The 25,099-nt window shown below is 60.7% G+C and carries 27 protein-coding genes; 14 read left to right on the forward strand and 13 right to left on the reverse strand.

Annotated elements, in window-relative coordinates:
- Positions 1-246: 246 nt before the first annotated feature.
- The gene (gene thiC / locus FGW20_RS07080; RefSeq protein ID WP_301677390.1) at positions 247-1,521 is read right to left on the reverse strand and encodes a phosphomethylpyrimidine synthase ThiC; all 1,275 of its coding nucleotides are present in this window, start codon (positions 1,519-1,521) and stop codon (positions 247-249) included.
- 175 nt (positions 1,522-1,696) lie between these two features.
- Between thiC and FGW20_RS07085 the strand changes: the two genes are divergently transcribed.
- The 10 genes from FGW20_RS07085 (at position 1,697) to FGW20_RS07130 (ending at position 10,733) form a co-directional block, all read left to right on the forward strand.
- On the forward strand, positions 1,697-2,395 hold the full coding sequence (locus FGW20_RS07085) for an anaerobic ribonucleoside-triphosphate reductase activating protein (RefSeq protein WP_301677391.1): 699 nt from the start codon (positions 1,697-1,699) through the stop codon (positions 2,393-2,395).
- 149 nt (positions 2,396-2,544) lie between these two features.
- On the forward strand, positions 2,545-3,096 hold the full coding sequence (locus FGW20_RS07090; RefSeq protein ID WP_301677392.1) for a dephospho-CoA kinase: 552 nt from the start codon (positions 2,545-2,547) through the stop codon (positions 3,094-3,096).
- Positions 3,093-3,866, forward strand: coding sequence for a sugar phosphate isomerase/epimerase family protein (locus FGW20_RS07095; RefSeq protein ID WP_301677393.1), 774 nt, complete (start codon positions 3,093-3,095; stop codon positions 3,864-3,866). The genes FGW20_RS07090 and FGW20_RS07095 overlap by 4 nt, the downstream gene beginning before the upstream one ends.
- Complete coding sequence (locus FGW20_RS07100) at positions 3,854-4,807, forward strand: ribonuclease Z (protein ID WP_301677394.1); 954 nt, start codon at positions 3,854-3,856, stop codon at positions 4,805-4,807. The genes FGW20_RS07095 and FGW20_RS07100 overlap by 13 nt, the downstream gene beginning before the upstream one ends.
- A 21-nt stretch (positions 4,808-4,828) precedes the next feature.
- Positions 4,829-6,025 carry a magnesium transporter gene (locus FGW20_RS07105; protein WP_301677395.1) on the forward strand — a complete coding sequence of 399 codons (1,197 nt, stop codon included), beginning with the start codon at positions 4,829-4,831 and terminating at the stop codon, positions 6,023-6,025.
- Positions 6,026-6,056: 31 nt separating this feature from the next.
- Positions 6,057-7,259: a potassium channel family protein gene (locus tag FGW20_RS07110; RefSeq protein WP_301677396.1), complete on the forward strand. Its 1,203-nt coding sequence runs from the start codon at positions 6,057-6,059 to the stop codon at positions 7,257-7,259.
- Positions 7,260-7,273: 14 nt separating this feature from the next.
- Positions 7,274-9,109, forward strand: coding sequence for a DHH family phosphoesterase (locus FGW20_RS07115; RefSeq protein WP_301677397.1), 1,836 nt, complete (start codon positions 7,274-7,276; stop codon positions 9,107-9,109).
- A 264-nt stretch (positions 9,110-9,373) separates the two neighbouring features.
- Entirely contained in the window at positions 9,374-9,994 is a 621-nt protein-coding gene (locus FGW20_RS07120) for a hypothetical protein (protein WP_301677398.1), read from the forward strand.
- A 272-nt stretch (positions 9,995-10,266) separates the two neighbouring features.
- Positions 10,267-10,518 (forward strand): DUF7123 family protein, encoded by a 252-nt coding sequence (locus FGW20_RS07125; RefSeq protein WP_301677399.1) that lies wholly within the window; start codon positions 10,267-10,269, stop codon positions 10,516-10,518.
- A 29-nt stretch (positions 10,519-10,547) separates the two neighbouring features.
- Positions 10,548-10,733 carry a hypothetical protein gene (locus tag FGW20_RS07130; RefSeq protein WP_209727331.1) on the forward strand — a complete coding sequence of 62 codons (186 nt, stop codon included), beginning with the start codon at positions 10,548-10,550 and terminating at the stop codon, positions 10,731-10,733.
- 43 nt (positions 10,734-10,776) lie between these two features.
- Here FGW20_RS07130 and FGW20_RS07135 read toward each other — a convergent pair whose 3' ends face one another.
- Complete coding sequence (locus tag FGW20_RS07135) at positions 10,777-11,376, reverse strand: hypothetical protein (RefSeq protein WP_301677400.1); 600 nt, start codon at positions 11,374-11,376, stop codon at positions 10,777-10,779.
- Between the two features lie 212 nt (positions 11,377-11,588).
- Here FGW20_RS07135 and FGW20_RS07140 point away from each other — a divergent pair, with 212 nt between their 5' ends.
- On the forward strand, positions 11,589-11,819 hold the full coding sequence (locus FGW20_RS07140) for a hypothetical protein (RefSeq protein ID WP_301677401.1): 231 nt from the start codon (positions 11,589-11,591) through the stop codon (positions 11,817-11,819).
- Between the two features lie 21 nt (positions 11,820-11,840).
- On the opposite strand, the gene FGW20_RS07145 is transcribed toward FGW20_RS07140, so the two are convergent.
- The 5 genes from FGW20_RS07145 to FGW20_RS07165 form a co-directional block, all read right to left on the reverse strand.
- Positions 11,841-12,635: a CheR family methyltransferase gene (locus tag FGW20_RS07145; RefSeq protein ID WP_301677402.1), complete on the reverse strand. Its 795-nt coding sequence runs from the start codon at positions 12,633-12,635 to the stop codon at positions 11,841-11,843.
- Between the two features lie 28 nt (positions 12,636-12,663).
- The gene (locus FGW20_RS07150) at positions 12,664-13,134 is read right to left on the reverse strand and encodes a chemotaxis protein CheW (RefSeq protein WP_301677403.1); all 471 of its coding nucleotides are present in this window, start codon (positions 13,132-13,134) and stop codon (positions 12,664-12,666) included.
- A 12-nt stretch (positions 13,135-13,146) separates the two neighbouring features.
- Positions 13,147-15,276: a methyl-accepting chemotaxis protein gene (locus FGW20_RS07155; RefSeq protein WP_301677404.1), complete on the reverse strand. Its 2,130-nt coding sequence runs from the start codon at positions 15,274-15,276 to the stop codon at positions 13,147-13,149.
- A gap of 3 nt (positions 15,277-15,279) precedes the next feature.
- Positions 15,280-16,155, reverse strand: a complete 876-nt coding sequence (locus FGW20_RS07160) for a ParA family protein (protein WP_301677405.1) — start codon at positions 16,153-16,155, stop codon at positions 15,280-15,282.
- 192 nt (positions 16,156-16,347) lie between these two features.
- Positions 16,348-17,052, reverse strand: coding sequence for a M48 family metalloprotease (locus FGW20_RS07165; RefSeq protein WP_301677406.1), 705 nt, complete (start codon positions 17,050-17,052; stop codon positions 16,348-16,350).
- A gap of 405 nt (positions 17,053-17,457) precedes the next feature.
- Between FGW20_RS07165 and FGW20_RS07170 the strand changes: the two genes are divergently transcribed.
- Together FGW20_RS07170 and ade are read left to right on the forward strand one after the other, a co-directional pair.
- Entirely contained in the window at positions 17,458-17,817 is a 360-nt protein-coding gene (locus FGW20_RS07170; RefSeq protein WP_301677407.1) for a hypothetical protein, read from the forward strand.
- Positions 17,814-19,472 (forward strand): adenine deaminase, encoded by a 1,659-nt coding sequence (gene ade / locus FGW20_RS07175; RefSeq protein WP_301677492.1) that lies wholly within the window; start codon positions 17,814-17,816, stop codon positions 19,470-19,472. The genes FGW20_RS07170 and ade overlap by 4 nt, the downstream gene beginning before the upstream one ends.
- A gap of 32 nt (positions 19,473-19,504) precedes the next feature.
- Here ade and FGW20_RS07180 read toward each other — a convergent pair whose 3' ends face one another.
- From FGW20_RS07180 to FGW20_RS07190, 3 genes are all read right to left on the reverse strand, one after another.
- Complete coding sequence (locus FGW20_RS07180; RefSeq protein ID WP_301677408.1) at positions 19,505-20,578, reverse strand: TerC family protein; 1,074 nt, start codon at positions 20,576-20,578, stop codon at positions 19,505-19,507.
- Between the two features lie 254 nt (positions 20,579-20,832).
- Complete coding sequence (locus FGW20_RS07185; RefSeq protein WP_301677409.1) at positions 20,833-21,582, reverse strand: heparan-alpha-glucosaminide N-acetyltransferase; 750 nt, start codon at positions 21,580-21,582, stop codon at positions 20,833-20,835.
- A gap of 10 nt (positions 21,583-21,592) precedes the next feature.
- Positions 21,593-21,751 carry a hypothetical protein gene (locus FGW20_RS07190; protein WP_301677410.1) on the reverse strand — a complete coding sequence of 53 codons (159 nt, stop codon included), beginning with the start codon at positions 21,749-21,751 and terminating at the stop codon, positions 21,593-21,595.
- A 132-nt stretch (positions 21,752-21,883) separates the two neighbouring features.
- Between FGW20_RS07190 and FGW20_RS07195 the strand changes: the two genes are divergently transcribed.
- The gene (locus FGW20_RS07195; RefSeq protein ID WP_301677411.1) at positions 21,884-22,741 is read left to right on the forward strand and encodes a methanogenesis marker 8 protein; all 858 of its coding nucleotides are present in this window, start codon (positions 21,884-21,886) and stop codon (positions 22,739-22,741) included.
- Here FGW20_RS07195 and FGW20_RS07200 read toward each other — a convergent pair whose 3' ends face one another.
- Genes FGW20_RS07200 through FGW20_RS07210 form a run of 3 tightly spaced genes read right to left on the reverse strand, consistent with a single transcriptional unit; the run spans position 22,742 to position 24,932 of the window.
- A complete protein-coding gene (locus tag FGW20_RS07200; RefSeq protein ID WP_301677412.1) occupies positions 22,742-23,437 on the reverse strand; it encodes an HAD family hydrolase in 696 nt (231 codons plus the stop codon).
- Positions 23,401-24,408, reverse strand: coding sequence for a PIN domain-containing protein (locus tag FGW20_RS07205; RefSeq protein ID WP_301677413.1), 1,008 nt, complete (start codon positions 24,406-24,408; stop codon positions 23,401-23,403). The genes FGW20_RS07200 and FGW20_RS07205 overlap by 37 nt, the downstream gene beginning before the upstream one ends.
- The gene (locus FGW20_RS07210; protein WP_301677414.1) at positions 24,405-24,932 is read right to left on the reverse strand and encodes a hypothetical protein; all 528 of its coding nucleotides are present in this window, start codon (positions 24,930-24,932) and stop codon (positions 24,405-24,407) included. Before FGW20_RS07210 ends, FGW20_RS07205 begins: the two co-directional genes overlap by 4 nt.
- Positions 24,933-25,099: the final 167 nt, after the last annotated feature.

A 25,099-nucleotide genomic window follows, 5' to 3' on the forward strand; every position in this document is an offset into this window, starting at 1 on the left:
GGCCTCCGGCCTCCTCACTCGCACCTTCGCACCTGCGGTGCTCAAACTCCGTTCCTGATGGAACATCGTTCTTCGGTGCTCATGCTCCGGCCCTAGAGCCCGTCGCACCCCGCCCCAGGGGGCGGGGGCAGTCATGGCGATACTCCCACGGTCCACTGTACCGAGCTGCTGGAAACGAACAGCCCTCGCTCTTCAGTGGAATACAAATAAAATAGATGGGAGCGCCCCTCTGCTCTCCAACCCCACTCAGAAGTTAAAGTGCCGCCCGACGATCTTCAGCGCACAGTAGTCACCGCACATCGTGCAGGCGTCGGCGTCGGCCGGCATCCGCTCGTCCCGGATCTTCCGGGCGCGCTCGGGGTTCATCGCGACCGCAAACTGCCGATCCCAGTCGAGGTCGCGTCGGGCGTGGCCCATCTCGAGGTCGTCGTCGCGCTTCCTGAGTTTGATCATATCCCCGACGTGGGCGGCGATCCTCGAACTCATGACGCCCTCGTAGACCTCCTCGGGGGTGGGGAGCGCCAGGTGCTCGGCCGGCGTCACGTAGCAGATGAAGTCCGCGCCGTATGAGGAGGAGAGCGCGGCCCCGATGGCGGCCACCCGGTCGTCGTAGCCGGGCGCGATGTCGGTGACGAGCGGTCCGAGCATGTAGAACGGTCTCCGGTTGGTGACGCGCTTCTGCAGGACGACGTTCGTCTCGATCTCGTCGACCGGGATATGCCCCGGCCCCTCGATGATCGTCTGTACGCCTTCCGCATGTGCCTTGTCGGCAAGCTCCGCGTTGATGAGCAGTTCCTGGACCTGGGCGCGGTCGGTCGCGTCGTGAACCGCTCCCGCCCGCATCCCGTTGCCGAACGAGAGGGTGACCTCGTGCTCCTTGAGTATCTCAAGGAGGTAGTCGAACTCAGAATAGAGCGGGTTCTCCTTTTCGTTATGGAGCATCCACGCGGTCATGAAGGCACCGCCCCGGGAGACGAGGCCGCCGTGCCGCCCCTGGTTCTTCAGGCGCTTCATCGTCTCGTAGTTGATCCCGGTGTGGATTGCCATGAAATTGGTGCCGATCTTCGCCTGCTCAGCCGTGATCCGGAAGAGGTCGTCCTCTTCCATGTTGACGACCGCCCCGTGCTTCCGGGCGGCTTCGATGAACGCCTGGTAGAGCGGCACCGACCCGACCGAGAGGGTGGTCGCCTCGACCACCCGGCGCCGGATCTCTAAAAAGTCGCCGCCGGTGGAGAGTTCCATCAGCGTATCGGCACCGGCGAGCTCGCCCTGCCGGGCCTTCTCGACCTCCATATCAATATCGACGATGTCTGAAGACGTTCCGATGCTTGCGTTGACTTTTGTACGAAGCCCTTCGCCGATACCGCAGATCTTCACTTTCCGGTAGGGGGAGACCGGAATGACGATGTGACCCTCGGCCACGCCGCGCCGGACGAAATCTTCGGTAACTCCCTCCGCTGCTGCGACGATCCGCATCTCTTCAGTGATGACGCCGTTTCGGGCGTCTTCTATGAGACCCATGGCCCTATATTTACAGAAAAGAGTTGATAAAGGCTTGTTTTTAGGATCGGGGCTAAATTGGGCTTGTTCTCTCGACAAGTAAACTTGACTTTACCTTATTCAGATCTTGTTTCATAGCCGGAAAGCCAAGGCTTACAAGAGATTGAGGAGCATCTCTTTACCGCCTGGTGATCATTTGTACGTCAATTTCGGAGGTTTTGTCCCGCTCAGTACCGTCGACTGGCGGGGACGAGCTGCCTGCACGGTCTTTCTCCGGGGATGCCCCGCGCGCTGCTTCTACTGTCACAACATCGCTATCCAGGACGGCGAGGATCTGCGCGACGCAGACGAGATCCTCGCGATGATCCGGGAGTCCCGCACGGTTGCGGGCGCTGTGGTTTTCTCCGGCGGAGAGCCGACCCTGCAGGGCCCGGCACTCGTCCACCTCGCCGCCGCCGCCCGAAAAATGGGGTTCTCTGTGGGCCTGCACACGAACGGCATCTTTCCCCGGGTGATCGAGAACCTCCTTGACGGGGGCCTCGTCGACATGATCTCGCTCGATATCAAGACGACGTGGGAGCGTTACGACGAACTCCTGGAACTCACCGCCGCCGATGCGGTGAAGCAGTCGCTCGCCGCCTGCAAGCGGGCGAAGGCCGACGGGAGCCTTGAGACCGGCCTGGCCGTGGTCACCCTCTTTCGGGGCCGTGAGGGAGACCTTTTGTCCATCGCGGAAGATACCCGCGGACTCGACCTCGTGCTCCAGCAGGGGGTGGCCCCGGGCTTCGTACCCCTGACCCGGGAGGAACTCGAGGCGGCAGCGGCGCCGCTCGGCCGCAGGGTTCATATACGGACCCGGGAAGGCGGCGAGGCCGTCTACGACCCCGATCCCTGACACCTTTCGGTGGCGTTAAGCATAATATCGACGGGAACGCACATTTATGAATACATTTGCGGCGGCCGCCGCAACCTGCATCGCCGGGACCCTGCAGCCGGTCTCTAGTCGGCACGGCCCGCTGTTCTGGAAGATATAGGAGGAACCGGATGAAGGTCATTGGAATCGTTGGTATGCCGGCAAGCGGGAAGGGAGAGGCGTCAAGGATTGCCCGGGATCTCGGGATCCCGGTCGTGGTCATGGGAGATGCCATACGGGAACGGGTGAAGGAAGCCGGGCTTCCCCCGACCGACGCGAACTTTGGCGCAATCGCCGGGAAGTTGCGCGTAGACCTCGGCATGGACGCCATCGCCCGGATCACCATCCCGAGGATCGAGGCGACGGGCGCCCCGGTGGTGCTCGTGGACGGCATCCGGGGTGACTACGAGGTGACAGTGTTCAAAAAACACTTCGCCGACTTCACGCTCGTCGGGATCGATTCGTCGTTTGCGACGCGCTACCAGCGGCTCGCGAGCCGGGGACGATCCGACGACTCCCTCACCCCCGAAGAACTGCGGATCCGCGACAGACGGGAACTCGGGTGGGGGCTCGGGCGCGCCCTGGAACAGGCGGACTGCCGGGTCACGAATGAAGCATCGCTTGAAGAGTTCGCCGCAGAGATCCGCGCCCTGCTCTGCCGGCTGGGAGGTATAGAAGAATGAGTCTTGTCCCGTATTTTTCAGCCTCGTCGAAGATCTGGGAGTCACGTGACTGGGTCTACGGGCTCGAAGAGATCGGGTATACCGGATGGGAGATCGTCGCCGACGGGAAGTATCGCCTGGACAACCCCGAGAACTTCGCTGCTGTCCGGGAGAACCTCGAGAGCACCGGCCTTCTCGCGACCGTGCACGCGCCATACAGCGACTTAAACCTCGCATCGTTGAACTACCCGATCTGGCGCGAGTCAATCCGCCAGACCTGCTGCTGCATCCAGCACGCGGCCGAACTGACCGACCGGGTGACCGTTCACCCGGGTTTCGTCTCTCCGATAGGCAAGCTCGTCCCCGAGAAGGTCTGGGAGATGCAGAAGACCGCGCTCGTCGAGATCGGGAAGTGCGCGGAAGACCACGGCGTCCTCGCGTGCGTCGAGAACATGATCAGCATCAAGGACTTCCTCTGCCGCTACCCCGAGGAGATCCTTGGCCTCACCGAAGGAATCGCAGGGATCGGGATCACGCTGGATGTCGGGCACGCCAACACCAACAACCTTGTAGACGCATTCCTTACACACGTCCGGGAGGTCGATCACCTGCACATCCACGACAACCACGGACAGTCGGACGAGCACCTTGCGCTCGGCGACGGCACCATCGCCTGGGAGAAGGTCGGGCGGGTCATCGCTCGCGACTACTCCGGCCCGGTCGTCATTGAAGGTCGGAACCTTGAAGAGGCAAAGCGGAGCCTCGCCGCATTCAGGAAGTGGTTCGTATAGCCGGCGAGACACTCCACGTTCACTTTCTCGGGACAGCAGGGGCGCTCCCCTCCCCGCAGAGGAACCCCTCCTGCGTCCTGGTTCGGCGGGGCTCCGATACCCTGCTCTTCGACTGCGGGGAGGGCGCCCAGCAGCAGATGATGCGCGCCCGAACCGGGTTTACCGTGAACGCCGTCTTCATCACCCACTGGCACGCCGATCACTTCCTCGGTGTCTTCGGGCTCGTCGAGACGCTCGCGTTCATGGGGCGCACCGATCCGCTCCCGATCTACGGCCCACCCTGGGTCGGCGAGTTCGTCGATCTCGTGCAGAGGATCAGCCGCCACACCAGGGGTTTCTCCGTCACCGCCCACGTCCTCGAGCACGGTTCGGTCGTGCCCTTCAACGGCTACACCGTCCGGGCGTTTACGACGCTCCACGGCATCCCCGGGCTCGGCTACGTGCTGGAGGAGGACGAGCGGCCGGGCAGGTTCAACCGCGAGCGGGCGATCGAACTCGGCGTCCCGCCGGGCCCGCTCTTCGGGCGGCTGCAGCGCGGGGAGGAGGTCCGCGTCGTCCGCGACGGCGTCGAGACCGCGGTCCGTCCCGCCGACGTGATGGGAGAGCCGCGCCCGGGCCGGAAGATCGTCTATACCGGCGACACCCGCCCGCTCCAGGACCAGCCCGGCATCGCGGCGCTGATCCGGGGTGCAGATCTTCTGATCCACGACGCCACCTTCGACGACCTAGAAACCGATCGCGCCCGCGACGTCCTCCACTCGACCGCAGGAGAGGCGGGTGAGGCCGCAACGGAACTTGGCGCCCGTATGCTTGCCCTGATGCACATAAGTTCCCGCTATGCAAGCACAGCAAACCATATACACGATGCAAAGCGACAGTATGAGGGAGACGTGATTTTGCCGGCCGATCTGGCCGTGCTGGAGATCCCGTACAGGAGTTGATCGAGATGGACGGTGATTGTGATGGAACAGGGCATATTCAGCCGGAGCCGCCTGATACTTACCGGTCTCGGCGCCCTGCTCGCCAGTGCCGTCATCTCGAGCATTGCAGGGATCTATCTCGGTTCCGTACGTGAAGTCCTCGCGCTGATACCTGGTCTGATGGTGCTCCTGCCATCGATCATTCATATCCGGGGGAGCATAGCCGGCGTCTTTGCCTGCCGCCTCTCTTCGGCGATGCACCTCGGGGAGTTCTCCATCGACTTCGAGGAAGGCAGCGTTCTCGGCGACAACATCCGCGCATCGTTCGTGATAACCATTCTTATCGCGCTCGTCATCGGTATCTTCTCCTACGCGGCGAGCCGCATCTTCGACACTCCCGTAGTCGGCGTCACCGACCTCGTGCTGATCTCGGTCGTCACCGGCATCGTCGCGGGAGCCGTGGTGACAGGGATCACCCTGCTCATCGCCCTTGCAAGCTACCGCTACGGTCTCGACCTCGACATGATCGGCGCACCGACCGTCACCACCTCCGGAGACATCATTACACTTCCCATCCTCGTGCTCTCGGCGACCTTCGTCATGCTCCTCTCTCCTGCGATGCGCATGGTTCTCGGGAGCATCGTCGTCGCCGTCACCGTCGCCGCTATCGTCTACACCCTGCACCGGCCGGAGGGGATCGGGCCGATCGTCTGGGAGAATCTCTTCCTGCTCATCCCGCTCAGCGTCCTCGGCACGCTGGCCGGCCTGACCTACTCTTTCAACCTCGACGCACTGGTAGCGATCGCAGTCTTCCTTATCCTGATACCGCCGTTCACGGGCTGCCTCGGGTCGATTGGAGGAATACTCGGGTCGCGCCTCTCGACAGGGATGCACACCGGCGAGCTCAACCCTTCGTTCCTCCCCGAGCGCGGCGTCGTGCATCATTTTATTATTTCCTATCTCTATACGTTGATACTGCTTCCACTGCTGGCGCTCATCGCGCATGGTGCGGCGGTACTCATGGGGTTGAACAGCCCCGGTCTCGGGATGCTGGTCATCATCAGCCTTGCGGCGGGTCTGGTCGTCATGACACTGGTGAACGGCGTGGCATATGTCACCGCGAGCCTTTCATTCCGGTACGGTCTCGATCCTGACAACTTCGGAATCCCTGTCATCACAAGCCTGATCGACCTGATCGGTGCAGCCGCGCTCGTGACGGCGATAGGCCTGCTGTTGTAGTGAAAGAATGGAGAACGACGGTTAACATACCATGATGGAACATGAATATCAGCCGATCAGCTTCAAAGATGTCCTCATAGAGATGAAGGACGTCTCCGAGCTGATGGTCGATCTTTCTTATTCAGCGATCCTCTTCGACAGCAAAGAGATTGCACTCGAAGTGATCAATCTCGAGGAGAGGATGAACAAACTGGTCTACCAGGCCCGGATTCAGAGCGTCCTCGGCGCGAGAAGGATCGAAGAGGCCGAGGCGATGAGCGGCATGCTCCAGGTGGCCGAGGCTGCGGAGAGGATCGCGAACTCGGCCTCGGATATCGCCAAACTCATCTTGAAAGATATCCGGTTCCCTGCAAAACTCAAGCGCGTCTTCCCGGAGGCTGAAGAGATCGTCACCCGGGTCATCGTCAGCCAGGGGAGCGAGCTTGCCGGCTGCACACTCGGCGACCTCAAGGTTCAGAGCACGACGGGCATGCAGGTGATCGCCATCCGGCGCGGAAAGGGCTGGATCTACGATCCCGACAGAAGCACCCGGGTGGAGAGCGATGATATCCTGATTGCGCGGGGACCGGAGGCCGGAGAGGATCTCCTCTCCGAGATGGCAGGGTCGGGGGAGCGCCGCAGGGTTGAGGTTTCGCCCGCGGCCGAGGTCGACGACCTCGATCGTGCGGTCCAGTTGATCATCGAGATGAAGAACCTCTCGGAGCTCTCGGTCGGGCTGGCGTACACCTCTCTCCTCTTCAACAACAAGGAGGTCGCACACGAGGTGGTCGCCCTCGACTCAACGCTCGACGATATGCGCTGCGACCTGGACCTCTGGATCCTTGAAGCGGCACGAAAGATCGAGGACGTACGCTACCTTCGCGGCCTGCTGTATATGTCTTCGTTCGCACAGGCGATCAGCGATTCGGCTCACTCGATCGTCGACGTCCTGCTACGCGACATCGAGATCCCGCCGATATTCAAGAAGATCGTCCGGGAGTCGGACGAGATCATCACGCGGATGACCGTGATGCCGTCGTCGCCGCTTGTAGGGAGAACGCTCAAGGAGATGTCGCTTGCGACGGTTACGGGTATGATCGTGCTCGCCATCAAGCACGGCGACCGATGGGTCTACCGCCCGGGAAAGAGCGTCAGGCTGGAGAGCGGGGATACCATCATAGCAAAGGGCAGACGGGATGGTGAATGCCGGCTCTACGAACTTGCCGGACACGCCGTCGAGGTGTCCGAAGAATAAATTGGAGAACTACTATGGGAGATACAGAAGATACAATTGTTTACCGCCTCAGTGCGAACTGCAGTCTCGACGAGGTGGAGGAAGGAAAAACGTACCTCGGGCGGGTGCAGGGATTTGCGCCGTTCGGCGTTTTTGTCCAGTTAAACGACCGGGTCAAAGGGCTTGTCCACAAGAGCAACGTGAAGGTGCAGCACTCCGAGCGCGACCCGATCATCGTTCACGTCCTCCAGATCCGGAGCAACGGGAACATCGATCTCGAGGAGGTCACGCCGACCGTCTACCAGACGGAGAACGTGACCAGGAAGACGACGACTGTGCTGATTGCCGACATCGGGAAGAAGATCGGCAGGACGGTGCTGATCGAGGGCGAGGTCGCCCAGATCAAGCAGACGTCGGGGCCGACGATCTTCACGGTCGTGGACGAATCAGGCACTGCGAACGCCGCAGCGTTCGTCGAGGCGGGCGTCCGCGCGTATCCCGAGGTGGAACTCGGAGATATCGTCGCCCTCACGGGCGAGGTGATGCAGCGCAACAACCAGCTCCAGATCGAGGCCTCGTCCATGACGGTCATGGAGCCGGAGGATGCGGCACGGGTCCGGGGGCGGATCGACACGGCGCTTGATGAGCGTGCGGAGCCGGTCGACCTCCCGTTCCTGGTGGAGAGCGAGGTTCTCGAGGCCCTCCGGCCGCAGATGCGGAAAGTGGCAAAGGAGATCCGCAAAGCCGTCCTGACCGCGCGGCCGATCATCCTCAGGCACCATGCGGATGCGGACGGCATATGCGCCGCCGTTGCCGTCGAGCAGGCGGTGACCGCGCTGATTCACGAGAGCGGCGGGGACTTCGACGCGGAGTACTTCCTCTTCAAGCGTTCACCGTCCAAGGCCCCGTTCTACGAGATCGAGGACATCACGCGGGATCTCGACTTCGCCCTCAAGGACAACGCCCGCTACGGGCAGAAGATGCCGATGATCCTCCTGATGGACAACGGATCGACCGAGGAGGATATGCCGTCGCTGAAGGTGACCCGGATCTTCGATCTCCCGGTGATGGTCGTCGATCACCACCACCCCGACGAGATCGTGGACGATTACCTGATCGGGCATGTCAACCCCTATCACGTGGGCGGCGATTACGGGATCACGGCCGGAATGCTCGGCACCGAGGTCGCCCGCATGGTCAACCCCTCGGTCGAGGATCGGATCCGGCACCTGCCTGCAATCGCGGGAATCGGCGACCGGAGTGAAGCGCCGGAGCGTGCCCGCTACCTTGCGATTGCCGCGCCCGAGTACTCGGAGGACGACTGCCGCGACATCGCGCTCGCACTCGACTACGAGCAGTTCTGGCTCCGGTTCAGCGACGGAAGAGAGATCGTCAAGGACATCCTGAACCTCTCCGGCGAGCCCGAACGCCATGAACGGTTCGTTCACCTGCTGGTCGAAGAGGCGAACCGGGCGATCGAGGAGCAGCTCGAGACCAATATGCCCCATGTCGAGAGCCGGATGCTCCCGAATGGTGCTCACCTCTTCATGCTCGACGTGGAACTCTTCGCTCACCGGTTCACGTTCCCGCCGCCGGGTAAGACCTCCGGGGAGGTGCACGACCGTCTGGTCCGGCAGCACCCGGGAGAACCGGTCGTCACGATCGGGTTCGGGCCGGACTTTGCCGTCCTGCGTTCCCGGGGCGTCATGATGAACATCCCGCAGATGGTGCGCGAACTGCATACCGAGATCGTCGGCGGCGGCGTGAACGGCGGTGGCCACCTCGTCGTCGGGAGCATCAAGTTCGTGGAAGGGATGCGCGACGTGGTCATCGACAGCCTGATCAAGAAGATTGGTGAAGCGCCAATCTGATTGCTACCTCTTTCCCGTGATATTGTGACCGGGCTTGCTGTCGGGGGCTTGTTCGATCTCTTCTGGAGCCCCGTCGGGGTCGCCCGCGTACAGGGCCTTCGGGCGCTGTTGCTGCACCGCCACTTCATGTTTTTCCAGGTTATCACCGTTATGGAGCGGCGCATACTATCGCTATGCTGTGGGGCGCACCGGGTTATTAATCGCCGATGCGATTTTGACGGTAACCGAAATATAAAAATAGGTCTATTCCCCACGGGGGTTCTCATGACCGGAAACCTATGGGTGTGGAGAGCACTCCTGGTCGTGCTGCTTGTGGCAGTGGCGGGTGTTGTGTTCCCCGCAGCGGCCCAGGACACGACACCCACGGAACCCCTGACCTGGACGCTCCCTCCGACACCCGGCGAGACCCCCGAGGAGACCCTGACGGAGGAGACCCCGGACGAGACTCCCGAAGAGACCCTTGACGACGAGGCTCCGGAAACAACTCTGGATGAGACTCCCGAAGAGACCCTTGACGACGAGACTCCGGAAACAACTCTGGATGAGACTCCCGAAGAGACTCTGGTTGGGGTGATGGAGAACGAGACCCCTGAAGAAACCCTGACCGGGGCGGTAGAGAACGAAACCGCCGAGGAAACCCTGGCTGAGACGAGCAAAAATACGACCAACGAGACCGCCCCTCCCGTCGTAGTCGAACCGGACGAGACGACGCCGGAGACGACGCCGGTGGATACCTCCACGGCTGAGTTGCCGACGTTCACGCCGATCCAGGCTGCACAGGTCAACGGGAGCACGACACAGGTTGCTCCCACCTCGCTCGCCGGCGCCATCCTGGCCGTGCTAGTCGCTGGGCTCGTTGTCGCGTTTGGGCGGAACCGGAGGTGACGGTGGTATGCCGGGTGCCCCCCGCACGGTGCCGTAAGAGACCCGGGGGCGGGGGCGTCGGAAGCGCCCCTCCCTTCCCCGGTATCCGCGCTCACGGAAATGGTGCTGCGTCATCGGGGTTGCACATGATGCTCCCTGCCCCACCGATCGGCACGACGATGTTCAATTATATACAATGATTTGTATATCCCTCGTGAGATTCTACGATCACAAATGGGCAGGTTTAAATATTGATCTGGACAAAGTGCACTTGCTTACGAGGGAATCAGTCGATGTCGACAAAAGACCGTATCAGAGAGAAATATAGCGATACCCAGCGGAAGATCCTGTATCACCTCAAGACCGGGATACGAGCTGGCAAATCTTACTTTAAATCCAAGTATATCGCAACCGATCTTGGCCTTTCCGCAAAAGAGGTCGGCATTAACCTTGCTATCCTCTCCGAGATCTGCGATGAGCTGGATATCAGGCGCTGGAGTTACTCAAACAGTACGACGTGGCGGGTCACCTCCCGTGCATCATAATTTTATCCTGGGACGCTCTATTTTACGGCATGAAGATCATTGAGTTTGAAGCACCCGTTGAGTTTGTGGCTAACATCAACGAACACAAAGACTGTCTCATGTCCCAGGACAAGAACCACGAAAACCCGGAGGTGCTCTGGTTCAACATTGATGTGCCCAAGGGGCACGGCGTGCGGGCCGGAGACCGGGTCAGGGTGACCGTCGAAAAGATCTGAAGGTTCCAAAGCCATAACCGCATCGCCGGGCATGCTCCCGGCTTCATCCGAGAGGAGTAGAGAAGTATTTGGGGGACGTCTCTAAAGTGATGCGGTACGAATCCACTTCATCAACACTGACGATGAGGTAAAAGTCCTTTCCTCCCCTCTCGACGTTTTTGATGATGCTGCCGGGGTAGTGCAGTTCGGCTCCCTCGATGATGGTTCCGCTATCGAGATCCACGAGTGCCATCCTGAAATGTGCCGCCTGGGGCCTTATCGTCGAGGTGACACTGCAGTTCAGTCTCCATACCGCATACGGCACCTGGAAGACCTCGGTAATGCCGCCTCGCCCCTCTTCGACGTAAGCGAACGGGATGACCTCCTGGGTGCCCTTCCACGGGGGATCGGAACCTCCGTAGAGCATGAGGTTGCCGGGGAGATGGCAGCAGGGGTAGTCCCAGACCGCGGTCGTGTAGGATAACCTGACGGGTTCGAGCGGCGCGGCCGGGGTCTGTTTGGGGGGAACGGTGACGAAAGGTGTCGGGGTAGGGGTCCTGGGAACCTCCGGCACCGTTTCCGCTACGGGCGGACGAAGCACCAGTGCTATCACGGAGACAACGATCAGGGCGGCAAGAATGCTGAGGACGTCGCCTTTATCCACAATTTTAAAAGGGTGTACAGGGTAAAAAGACCTTCGGGTTTGACTTTGTGTTCCCGCCCGCAGATAGTCGAAGATTGCGTTCGGGGTTCCTTAATAACTCTATTTCTTTGTGTTTCCCCGCTCGAATGAGATTCTAAAACGGAATCCTTAATATGAAGCCGTGACCACGGTCCTGTGAGAGCATGGATATCACTGAGGTGCGCACATGGGTGATGTTTTATCTGATCTCGTTCGTGGTGCTCCTTGTGGCGACCGTCATCACAACCCGGAACGACAGCCGGCTCTGGATCAGCCTCACGCTGATCATCATTGTTGTCGGCATAAACTTCTACATGCTCTTCTCCGAGTTGAAGCGCTACCAGGCCCGGAAGGCCTTCATACGCCGGATGTCGAAGTTCGACGACACCCGGGCGGACACGGACTCTTCCGGCCACCGCTGGTGACATTCAATCGGTACTGGCGCGCTACGTGGCCTTCCGCAGAATCTTCTGCGTGGCGTTGTACGGCGTAAAGAGATGCTCCACCTCTCTTGCCAGGTACTCGGTCTTGCCCATGACATAGTAGCCGTCGACGGCAAGTGCAGAGTAAAATAGGTGCGTGAGATCGTTCTTCTGCTTCTCGGTAAAGTAGATGGTGACGTTGCGGCAGGTGATGGCGTCGAGGTACCGGGCAACGGGAATGCCGGACATAAGGTCGTGCTGCCGGAACTTTACGAGTTCCTTGATATGGGGGCGGACCTCGAACGTGCCGTCGTCGTGGCTGATGAAATGCTTGCGAAGCCTCTTTTCGTCCATATTCTCGAGCGCTTTTCGATCGTAGATCCCGGCCATGGCTTTCTGTAGCACCACGGCGTCGATATCGGTCGCGTATACCGCTATGCTGACATCTTTATGGAGTACCATCAGTTCGCGTGCGATGATGGCAATCGAGTAGGGTTCTTCGCCCGTGGCGCAGCCGGCACACCAGATCCTGATCGATCTTTTGCGACGGGCGAGATCCGGCAGTATCTCACGCCGTATCACTTCGAAGACTTCCGGGTCCCGGAAAAATTTGGTGACGTTGATGGTGAGAGCTTTGCGGAGCAGGTCGAGTTCCTGTGGATTTCCGAGGAGATACTTATGATACGCCTCGAAATCTTCGGTGTTCGTCAGGCGCATCCGGGAGAGGATGCGACGTTTGATGTAGTCCTGCTTGTAGTTTGAGCACTTGATCCGGGCCAGTCTCTCGATGCTCTTCTGGAGCGATATGAATGCATCCATGAGGTAGTTTACTCTTGCTGGTGTTGGTTTACTGGGTGTTCTGATAATATCCGAGATCGCTGATTACTTTCTGGATGTCGAGCCAGATGATGAGGCTTTTTGTCTTCTCGTCCCCGATCTTGATGATCGCTTTGACGTAACCGCTGATGGATGATGTGATGTCGTCGCTGATGTGTTCGATCTGATCGTTATGAACTGAAATGACGCTGTGAACGTCATCGACGATAATCCCGACGTTCGACCCGCTTGCCACGTCCGGCATCAGCACGACGATCTTTCTGTTCTCGCCCTCCTCCGATGCAGGGAGACCGAGGAGGTCTCTGAGGTCGATGATGTTCGTGATCTCGCCCCGCAGGTTGATGACGCCTGCAAGGTATTCGGGAGCGCGGGGAAGAGGAGTGATCGGCATCATCTCCACGATCTCCCGTGCTATCTGGATATCCAGTGCATAGTGCTCCTCCCCGAGTTGGAACTCTACCACGTCTACGGATGCTGCCATCGTCTCCTCCCTTCAGTCGATCTTGAACTGCTGCATGACCGCCTGGAGCTGTTCGGCCATACCCGCCAGTTCGTGAGATGCGCTCCCGACCTCCTCGGTCGATGCGCTGACCTCTTCCGCGAGTGCCGCCATATCCTCGGTGCGGTCCAGGCTCTCCTTGGTCATGTGGGTGGACTCGTCCATCTTCTGCATGACGTTGTTGGTGGAGCCCGCCTGGTCCTCCGTGGCCTTCGTTATCTCGGTGATGCCGTGGGTGACCACCTCCACGCCCTTGACGATCCGGTTCAAGCCCACGATGACCTTGTTGACGCTCTCGATGCCCGCCTGGATCTCCTGGTGGGATGCCTGCATCGAGTCGGTGGTCTTCTCGGTGCTTGCCTGGATCGTCCGGATCAGGTCCTCGATGTCCTGGCTCGCCCGCTTGGACTCGCCGGCAAGGTTCCTGATCTCGCCGGCGACCACGGCGAACCCGCGACCGTGCTCCCCGGCACGGGCGGCCTCGATCGCGGCGTTCAGCGCCAGCAGGTTGGTCTGGTTCGCGATATCGGCGATCAGCTTGACGATGTTGTTGATCTCGCGCATCTGGTTGTTGAGCGTGCTGATCTCGTCGACGGTCTGTTTAGAGATATCCTCGACGACCTGCATCTTCTTCGCCGCGACTTCACCCAGTGTTGCCGCATCGTTCCCTTCCTGCGACGCCTTCGAGGCCTGCTCCATGACCTCCTGCGATGTGCTTGCGATCTCCTCGATGGATGCCGAGAGGTCGTTGACATCCGTCCCGATCTCCTCGATCTTCTCGAGCTGGCGCCGTGCGTCCTCGGATGACTGTTGCGTCGAGACGGCGACCTGCTCCGTGGCCCGGATGATCTCGTCGGTACTCTTGCTGACCTCCTTCGTCGTCATATCCACCTGGTGGGTCGCTTTCGCCACGTCCGCGAGGAGCGCACGGATGGCGGTCAGCGAGACGTTGTAGTCGCTCTTCACCTTCTGGAGCGGGTCACTGTCTTTTGCGTCAACGAACGCCGTCAGGTCGCCCTTCGCCATGGCGGCAAGTGCGGCTCCGAGTTCTTCGGCGCTCTCGGTGAGTCTCTCGCCTTCCTGTTTCGCGGTCTCCATCAGGTCCCGGATCTGCTCTTCCTCTTTCCGTTTTTCAGTGACGTCGTTATAGACGTTCAGGATCCCTGTCAACTCGTTCTTCTCGTTCAAGAGCGGGATTCCATGCTGTTCCAGGATGTAGGTGCCGGAGGGGAACTCGACCGTCACTTCGCCGGAAACCCGCATCTTCTCGGTGAGCACCTTCTTGATCCCGTCTCCTTTCTGGTTGTGAACCCTGAAGTCCCGCAGGGTCATTGTGGTGATACGCGACCTATCGATGCCGGTCAACGTGAGGTATGCCTCGTTGGCCGTGACGATCTTCATCTCGGTATCGACGACCAGCATGGGCATCGGGTTCTGCTGGATAATCGTATCGGACTGCCGTTGCAGTTCGGCGATATTCTCCATCTGGGTTCGGATCTCTTCCTCTCCCTCCCGCTGCCTGGTGAGATCGTTATAGACAATGAGGATGCTCTCGACTGCACCCTCATTGTCAAGCAGCGGGATGCCGTACTGTTCGAGGATATGGGTGCCCGAAGGCAGTTCGACGACGACCTCGGCATACACGCGCTTCTTCTCCTGGAGCACCTGTCTGAGGCCGGAACCCTTCTGCGACGTTATCTTGAAGTCTCTCAGGCTCCTGCCGAGCACCTGATCCATCGGGATCCCGCTCATCTCGGCGTAGGCGGTGTTTGCCATGGTTATCTTGAAGTCCGGCTTGACGACCAGCATGGGTATCGGGTTCTGCTGGATGATCGTGTCGGCTCCCTTCAGGAGCATTTTGGCTTCGTCCAACCGGTGCTTGAGGCGTTGCTTCTCTTCCTGCTTCTTCTCAAGCAGCGCATTGATGGAGACGGCCAGGGGCCGGAACCCCTCTGGAACCCCGGCAAGGTCGATCTTCGCGGAGTCGTCGCCGTCGATTCCTGCATGGAGTGCGGCCTCGATCGCCTCGGGCAGTACCATCGCCCCCTGCTCCTGTGCCTGTCCCGCCTTACCCGGCACAATCGGCCCGGTAAATAGTGCTTTTCTTCCAGGTTTATCGATCATCGATTACACATCCTGTTTCTCGTCTCGTTCCAGAAGGGCAGTTGCTATTGCCCGGTATGTTCTGCCGGCATCGCTCTCGGGTGCATAGTGGGAGATTGGAAGTCCTTGTTGCTGTGTTTCGTAGATTGCAGGGGAATATGGGACCGTGAACACCTGCTTGAACGCTTTTCTCACCTCGGACTCAAACGCCTTCAGCCGTTCTCTCTCCTTCTCCTCTTCTGCGGAGGAGACGGGTGAGAGGATCCGTTTCAGAAAGAGTGCAATGCCGCCCGTTCCGGCCGCCGGGTTGCCCGAACCCCTCCAGCGGGTCAGAATGGCGAAATCTGTGGCGACGTCCTCCCCGAGCATCTCCCTGATGTCGCCAAAGACTGTTGACAGGGCTTCCATGCCTTTCAGGGCGAAGGTGCCGGAATCAAGGGTGACGACGGTGTGATCCGCTGCGACGAGGCCGTTGATGACGAACTGGCCCATGCTCGGAGGCGTGTCGATCAGGATGAAGTCATAGGTGTCCCTCACCTGTGCGAGCGCACCCTTGAGCAGCCCTGCTCTGTCCTCGATACCGTAGAGATAGGGTTCAACCCCTACAAGGTCCAGAGTCGCCGGAGCGAGATCGATCCCTGAGGCCGTGGAGACGATCACATCGGTGATCCCGGCGTAGGGAAACCCTTCAAAGACGCTCATGAAGACGTCATACAGGCTCAGTTCAAGGGTTTCGGGGTCGACCCCGAGCCCCGTGGTGGCATTGGCCTGCGGGTCGCAGTCTACGATCAGAACGCTCTTTCCCTCTTTCTGGAGGTACCCAGCAACGTTGAGACATGATGTCGTCTTTCCTGTGCCACCTTTGTGGTGTGCGAACGCTATAACCGAGATATCCAGCACCCCTCAATACCTCTATTTGAAATAAGTATTATTAAACCTACTTTTATGCTGCTATATGTATTATGGTCGTCTGGCGGTTTTTCGAAATATTCTTTCGCCTTAGGACCGAAAGCGGAGATTTTGTTGCCAGAATCCTCTCGGGATCCCGGGGCCGGAGAAGAGAGCCGTATCGGTCGATCACTGCCGCGAGCTTCAGCGCATGACAGGATAGCCGGTTTCAGTGGAGGGGTTGCTGCCCGTGCGGCGTACAACGGGTTTTCTGTCACTGGAATCAATTGCAGCCCGGACTCTCTGCACACGCTCGGAGATCGACGGCCGGTAGTCGGGCTTGGAATGGAATATTCCGGGGATCACGCCTTTACGGTGGGGGAGCGACGCCCCTGCCAGCAGGGTGGAGAGGAGGTTCTGGAGGAGGGCTCCGGGATCCCGGACCCGGTAGCAGCACCTCATCGCATCGGCGGCGTACCGGTCGGCTATGAACTCCTCGTCACACATGCGGTGGTAGTACGTCCGGTAGGCGAAGAATGCGGTCAGGAGAAGGAGGGCGATGAAGACCGGCTTTGCAGCCGGAGACCCTCCCGCCTGCAGGGACGGGTGTCCGAGGAAGGCGAGGCAGAGGAGGATTGGGAGGGCCGGAAGGACTGAGAGAAAAGGTGAACCCTTCCTTACGTGTCCCTCTTCGTGGAGCAGCACGAACCGGAGCGTGTCGTCGCTTGCCCCCGAGAGGTTTCTCTCGTAGAATGAGTGCCGGTAGCGGATGCAGTTGAGCGCCGGGCATCCCCGCAGAGAGACGGTGAAAGGGCACCTTACCAGCCTCCTTCTGCGGTCAATCAACCCCTTCTCCTGAAGTTCCCAAAATATCCGGTACAGGCGGGAATTGCAGTCGGCGATACTCATTATAATCATATTATTATAATAATTGTATATTAAATGTTGCTCCAGGATGAATCGTCACACCATGGGTATTTCCCTGATTCTACCCGGAATAATCCCTTTACTACAGGTTTCTCCCGGTGACACACCGTCCGGTTCGGTGCGGCGCTCTCTCCCCGGTCACTGCCGAGAACCAACCCGAGCATGCGCCTGCACGCCCTCCATGAACCCGGGTGAACCCCGTATCGCGTCCTCCTGTAGCGGGCCTGAAATCCAAAACATCTGCAATCTCCGTTTTTTTCACAATATTTTAATAATAGCAGCCAGAATTCTGAATGAATAGATTGGAGGTGAATATGGAGAACTGGGGGGGGCCATACGGCCGTGCTTGCGCCGGCACGACGTGCGGATCCCCGGTTCTCCGAGCGAATGTCCAGAAACTATACAGTCCTTCTGATACTGGCCCTTGCCGCCCTCGCCGGGGCAGCCGGATGCCTCTCCACGTCGTTTGGGGAGGTGACCTACAGCGGCGACGCCCTGCAGATCCATGTGGAGAACGCCGGGGAACCCGTCGAGAACGCTGTGCTCCAGATCACGATCATGGAGGTGAGCGCGCTCGAGCAGCACGAGGCTTTCTCCGAAGCGCGGTATATTGACCTTGAACCAGGAGAGAACGATTACACGATCCAGGCAGACCTGCAGCCCGGCTCATACAAGGTATTTTTGACCGTGTTCGTCGGCAATGAACGGAGAGCATCCGTCATCCGCGACCTGGAGGTAACAGCCTGACCCCGGCCGGACTCGCGGCGGCGCGGGGACTCGAACCTGCGGACGCCGTCTTCTCTGGAGCGGAGGTCTTCAATCCGTTCGCGTGCTCCTGGGGGCGCACGGACTTCGCGGTGAAGGACGGCCGCGTCGTCGGGTTCGGGGATTACCGGGGGACGCGGGAGTACGACCTTTCCGGTACCTACGTGGTGCCCGGGCTGATCGACGCTCACGTCCACATCGAGAGTTCGCTCCTTGCGCCGGCGGAGTACGCCCGGCTCGTCCTCGCACACGGCACGACGACGGTGATCGCCGACCCCCACGAGATAGCAAATGTCTGCGGGGCGCCGGGGATCGACTACATGCTTGCTGAAGGAGCCCGGACGCCGCTCGATATCCTGGTCATGCTCCCCTCCTGTGTTCCGGCGACGCCTCTCGACGCGGGCGGCGCCGTGCTCACGGCCGCGGACCTCGCCCGGTTCCGGGGACGTGAGGGGGTCATCGGGCTCGCCGAGGTGATGAACGTCCCCGGCGTCCTCTTCGGCGACGAGGATCTCCGGGCGAAGCTGGATCTCTTCGAGGTCATCGACGGCCATGCGCCGTTCCTCTCGGGTAACGACCTGAACGCCTACATCTATGCGGGCGTACAGAGCGATCACGAGTGCACGGCGCTTTCTGAAGCGCGGGAGAAACTCCTCCGGGGCATGTACATCATGATCCGGGAGGGTTCGACGGAGCACAACCTCTGCGATCTCCTCCCGCTCGTCGACGCCTGCACGGCGCCGCGGTGCTGTTTTGCCACCGACGACCGGCACGCCGACATGCTCGCCGGGGAGGGGCATATCGATGACTGTATCAGGAAAGCTGTCGCAGGCGGCCTCGAGGTCGAGCAGGCGCTCCGTATGGCCACGCTCTCCGCCGCCGGAAGGTTTGGGCTCCACGACCGGGGTGCCCTTGCACCGGGAAGGCTTGCCGACTTCTGCGTCATCGACGATCCCGACCGCTTCCGCGCCCTCCGGACGTTCAAGCGCGGTGTCGAGGTCATTGACGCCGGCTACCGGCCCCCTGCCTGCCCTGCGTCTCCCATGCATGTCCGCGTGCCGGAGCCCGGCGATATCCGGATAACCGGACAGGGGGAGGCGCGGGTGATCGAGATCGTGCCCGGCCAGATCACGACCCGGGATATGCGCTACCCGGTCGACGCCGCCGGGATCCCCGACCTCGGCCGCGACATCCTCAAAGCGGTCGTCATCGATCGCTACCGGGCGACCGGATCCGGTGTCGGGCTCGTGCACGGCTTTCACCTGCAGGAAGGAGCGATTGCCGGGTCGGTCTCCCACGACTCCCACAACATCGTCGCGGTCGGGGCCGGCGATGCCGATATCGTCCGTGCCGTCGCCGAGGTGGTCCGGCTCGGCGGGGGGCTCGCGGTTGTCTCCGGAGACGATATAACCGCGCTCCCGCTCGAGTGCGCCGGGCTGATGTCGGCCCTTCCCTACGACGAGGTCGTGCGGCGGCTTGCGGCCCTCGAGGAGCATGCCCGGCGGCTCGGCGCGATCGCGAATCCCTTCATGTACCTCTCGTTCCTCGCGCTGACGGTCATCCCCGAGGTCCGGGTCACGGAGCGCGGGGTCTTCGACGTCGGGGCGTTTACGGACGTGCCGCTGTTTGAGGGGTAAGGGAGGGAAGTAGAGCATCTGGTGGTGCTCTTTTACCTGCCTCTCTTACCCTCCCCGGGATCCCGTCCAGAGCGTGCTGCCTCTGCCGCGGGGGGCTGAGCGTCGTCCGCATGGAGACTCGTCAGCGCGGGACAGGCCTCGGTCTGCGCTTCTACCACCGCTGGGCAGGTTCCTGTGCGCCAGTTCCTGATGGCGGAGGTGGCGATGGCCACCCCCAGGATCAAGATGATGACGGCCAGCGAGACCTCCACCGGGACGTGGTAGAGATCGGCGGCCAGCATCTTGATGCCGATAAAGCTGAGGATACCGGCCAGGCCGTACTTCAGGTAGCAGAAAGCGGCCATGAAGTGCGCCAGCGCAAAGTACATCGATCTCAGGCCGAGGATGGCAAACGCGTTGGAACTGAAGACGATGAACGAGTTGGTGGTGATACCGAGGATGGCGGGGATGGAATCCACCGCAAATACGATGTCGGTGGTCTCCACCACCAGCAGGGCCACGAGCATTGGGGTGGCCCAGATCACCATCCTGCCGGCCGCATCAGGCTTCCTGACGAAGAAACTGTCGCCTTCGTAGTCCCCGGTAACCGGCATGATCCTCCGGAATCCACGGACCAGAATGTTCTTGTCCGGTTCGACCGGTCTCTCTTCCTTTCCGGTCACCATCCTGATACCGGTGAAGATCAGGAAGGCGCCGAAGATATAGAGGACCCAGGAGAATGTCTCCACCAGCGCCACGCCTGCCATGATGAACGCCAGACGGAAGACCAGAGCCCCGATAATGCCGTAGAACAGCACCTTGTGCTGATCCTTTCGAGGTACACAGAATGCTGCGAAGACGATGACGAAGACGAAGAGGTTGTCGACGGAGAGCATCAGTTCCATGATGTAGCCGGTAGTGAACTCCAACCCGGACTGGGGCCCCATCCAGAGATATATCCCGATATTGAAGAGCACCGCGGCGGTGACGAAGACGGCGACCTGCAGGAGCGCCTCGCGCGGCTTTATGATATGCGCTCTGCGGTTGAAGACGCCGAGGTCGAGTGCCAGGAGCGCCACTATGCTGACGATGAATATAATCCACGCTGTCTCTGTTACTGCTGCCATAAGTTCACCCGGTTCAGGATCCCTCGTTCTGGATGTTCCTGGCTCACGTTACTCTGATCGGACCACATCCCGGCCTTTCGCTGGTCTGTCCACGCCCTGTCTTCCCAGATCATCGCCGCTCCAGCGATTAATTCCTTCTGTCGGCGGCCTGTTCCCCGTGTGGAGATAAGCGACTCTTCGAGGCATAAGGCTGCAAACATCGATATCCTCCGCGGGACGTTCTGCGGTGTGCTGAGGTGCCATCCATACGGCTCTCACCAAAACCCCGTCACCGCCCCCGGCGCCAGCACCGCGACCAGGAGCAGAATCACCGGCTGGTGCAGGAAGTAGATGAAGAGCGAGTGCCGGCCCAGGAACTCGAGCGGCCGGGCAAACGCCGGCTCCGCAACCGGGAGCAGGAATGCCCGTTTTCCGTCTGGGTAGAAGAGATGCCCGACTGCCATCCCGACCAGGACGAGGCCGAACCAGGGGAGGATCGGCACGTAATCGAGGCTCGCGAAGGATTCCGGCCGGATGCCGAGCCAGAGGAGCGGCCACGGGCCGGAGATGAGGCTTGCCGCGTAGCCCGCGATGAGGAAGGCGATGCTCGTGATGAGGAGTTTTTCCGTGTCGAACCGGGCGAAGAACGGCGCAAGCAGGATTGCGATCCCGATGAAGTGCAGGATGCCGAAGATGATGAAGACGTTCGGTAGAAAGAGCCAGGTGACGCCGGTGATAACGAGGCCGTAGCTGAATATCTTGAGGCCGCGCCGGACGTACTTGAGCGTGAGACCGCGCTTATCAAGCCTTTGTGCGGCCCGGGCGTAACTTATGGTGAAGGAGACCCCGACGAGGAAGATGAACGTCGATGCGGTCAGGTAGGCGAGCATCCGGAGGACCCCGCCGGAGACGTCGAGCGGCAGGACGCCGAAGAAGTCGAGGTCGAAGGCCGAGTGGAAGACGATCATCGTCACGACGGCGACGCCCCGGGCGAGGTCGATCTCCCAGTAGCGCTCCCCCGGCATGCTCCCACCGTTAAAAGAGCCTTCGCTGGACGGGAGCGCCGCAGGCAGGACAGGTCTTCGTATCGGAGATCTCCTTCTCCTGCTCCTCGGTGGGCTCGTTATAGAGCCGGGAGAAGCCGCACTGCCGGCTGCACTCGATCACGACGAACGGACTACAGATCCTGCCCATCTCCTCTCACCCCGCCTTGCTGCTGTAAGCGTATCATGGCTTGCCTACAATTTCATGGAACGTTATCTGATAAGGGTTTACCCGGGGTCGGGGGGAGGCACCATTATTCCTGTGTCTGGCCTACTCTCTTTCATGAGCGACCGTGACGAGCATATCGTAGAAGCCGCCGGCAGATGCCGGGTCGTGATCCGGAACGGCCGGGTGGTCGAGGTCGGGACGCCGCAGATAGAGGACTGTCCGCTGGCACGGCGGTTCGCCTCCCCGGTCGAGGAGATGACGCCGGAGGCGATCAGACGAAACATCGAGGGGCGCATCAGGTCGTTCGGGATGTGCACGCCGGAGCGCGAGGTCCTTGCCGGGCCGGACTTCGTCATCTTCGGAGCGTCGGAACTCCTGAGCAGCGCCGTTCGCCGGGGAGACCTCGACGCTGCGGTGATCGCCTCCGACGGGGCGGGGACGCTCGTTGCGACGAACCCCGCCCTCATCCAGGGGATCGGAGGCCGGATGTCGGGGCTTGTGAAAACGAGCCCGATCCCCGAGGTGATCGAGCGGATCGAAGAGAACGGGGGCGTCGTCCTCGATCCGGCAACCGCCGCGATCGACCAGGTCGCCGGCGTCGCCCTGGCGGCAGAACATGGCCATCGCCGGATAGCCGTGACCACCGCCGTTGCCGCCGAGGCGGCGGCCATCCGGGAGCGGTTCCCCGATGCTGTGATTGTCGCCGTCCACACGACCGGGATCTCGCGGGAGGACGCCGCCCTGATGACCCGCTCGACCGATCTCCTCACTGCCTGCGCCTCGCGGCACGTCCGGGAGGAGGCAGCAAAGAGCGCGCTCCTCCAGGCAGGGACGTCAATCCCGGTCTTTGCAATGACGAACGCAGGGAAAACAGTCATCCTCGGGAAAGTCGCGGAGACCGATCAGCAGGTCATCGTCCACGGCGCGCGTCTCCCGGTGCCGGGATCGCAATCACCCTCGCCGCTCCGCTGATCACCGGCCCGGTATGCCCACGTGGCCCGCGAGTTCGGCGAACTCGGCCAGGACGATATCGGCCTCTACATCCGCCCCGCTGCCTTCGCGCCAGTCGCCGTAGGCGGCGAATGCGGTCACCATCCCGAGATGCTTCCCCGGAGCGATGTCGCGAACCAGGCTGTCGCCCACCATCATCGCCCGTGCCGGAACCGCATCGAGCCGCCGGAGGGCGTAGAGGAGGGAGTCGGGCTCCGGTTTCCGCCTGCCCGAGACCTCTGGAGTCACCACGGTCTCGAAGTAATCGATGAGCCCGGTCTTCTCAAGGCGCCGGCGTGCCTGGGGCGATTCCGCGTCGGTCACGACCGCGAGAGAGATCCCGGTGTCCTGGAGGCGCCGGAGCGTCTCCTCGACGCCCGGGTACGCCTCGACCTGGCTGAGTTTCACGTCTTCGTAGGTGCCGCAGCAGACCTCGAACGTCCTCTCCTCATACACCCCGAGATCGCTCATGTAGTCACGTATATTCTCATGATCCTCGAACCCGTGAATCCCCCGGAGAAACTGCCTAAAGAGCGATTCCGGGTCGCCGGTTCCGAGGTAGTCGACGACGCACCGGCACGCCTCCCGCTTCGCTCCGACAAAGTCAAAGAGGGTGTTGTCCATGTCGCAGAGGACTGCCTCTACCGCGTTATGCCGAGTGCCGTAAGGTGTCTGCATATCTTGAGTTCCCTCATGAATGCACGGTGCGCCTCGTCGTCCCGGAAACGAACCTTCAGTTCTTCAAGATTGTTGCCCTTCCCGCCGTATTCCCCGAAGATCGTGGTGCCGTTGCAATCCACGAACCCGAAGACTGCGGCAAGGTTGAAGAGCAGCCGCCGGAACGACGACGCCGTGCAGGCTGTTGTCTCCAATCTATATGGGCGGTCGAAGTAGAAGTACTCGAGCCCCTCGGCCGTGCAGAGATCAGCCATATAGATGTCGGCGGTCAGGAGAACCGGGAGAGCGTATCGCTCATCCTCGAACTTCCGGAGCGCCCGGACGATGTTGTAGTCGTTCTCCTCGGAGAGGTGCGTGTGCTGGCCCGGCGCCGCGATCTCCGTCGCCCGGTCGCGGACGGTGCGGTACTCTTTCAGCGCGAGATACGCCGCTTTGCGTGACCGCTTCATCCGTTTGTTCTCGAGTTCCACGATGTATTCCCGGCAGTCGGGCGCCAGTGCCGTCATCTCCCCGATCGTCTTTGCCGGGTACTTGCGGTTGATGGCATACGCGATCTCGTCGCGGACGGTATCGACGATCAGGTACGAGGCGTGATCGACCTGTGGATTGTTCGTTGCAAACCCGTGATAGAAGAGGTTCGTATCCAGGCCGAAGAAGACGGCCTTCTTGAGCTGCCCATAGGATGCAAGCATCGACTCGAAGGCAGCCTGGTTCACGTAGCGGGTGACCCCGCTTGCAAACATGCACTCCTGGAGATCGTCATAAGATGGAAGTTCCGCGGAGAACGGCTCGTATTCGGTGACCCGGTCCTGGAAGGTCTCGCGGGACGCGGGCAGTTCGAGCGAAAACCCGGCACCTTCAGGACGTGCGACCAGGATATCGCCCTCGTAGAGCGGGTACCTGACGCGGATCTCGTCGAGGCTGTTGATGAGAACCTGCAGTTCGCCCTCCCTGATGACCGCATCGTTCATGAGCGTGCCCCCGCATCCTCCATGATGTCCCGGATCTGCTGGATCTGGTGCGGGATCATCATGTAGGGCTTTGCAACGTCGTCGGTGCTCTTCATGGCGAGATAATAAATGTGCCGGATATCGAGCCCCACGACCGAGACCGCTATGAGCGCCCCGGCGACCGTGACCTTCCTGCCTGAGGTGATGTCGATCGCCACGTCAAATCCTTGCCGGATGAGGTCTCCGGCAAGCGACCGGATCGTCTGCCCTGCCCCCACAAAGTCCGCTTCGGGCAGGATATCTGTTCCGATCGCGGGGCCGAACCCGTATCCCTCCGAGATGACTCCAATTGCTTCGGCCGCGATCGATGCGTCCTGCGCGTAGGGTTCTTCGGTGACGATAATGACCCGTTTGGGGCGCAGTCCTTTTTCACGCAGGACTGCGTGGTAAGCGTTGACGAGCGCCCATGTCGAGCGTCCGAGAAGTGCTATGTAGGCGTCGCCGGAAGCGGGTGTCACGGGGGCAATCACTGCCTCAAGACTCACCCTGATGCTATATAGGCTTTGTCGGAGAACCCTTCCCGTGGTTGAGGTTCGTGGTAACCATTCCGGGTTTTTTGATTCGTTATTTCTGGATTATTGGCTCTGTATCCTTTTCTCCTGGTGTCGCATGGCGGTTCTTGCCGAATCATGGCGGCATTTTACTCTCTGCG

The sequence above is a fragment of the Methanoculleus methanifontis genome, from assembly GCF_030464365.1.
Lineage (GTDB): Archaea > Halobacteriota > Methanomicrobia > Methanomicrobiales > Methanoculleaceae > Methanoculleus > Methanoculleus methanifontis.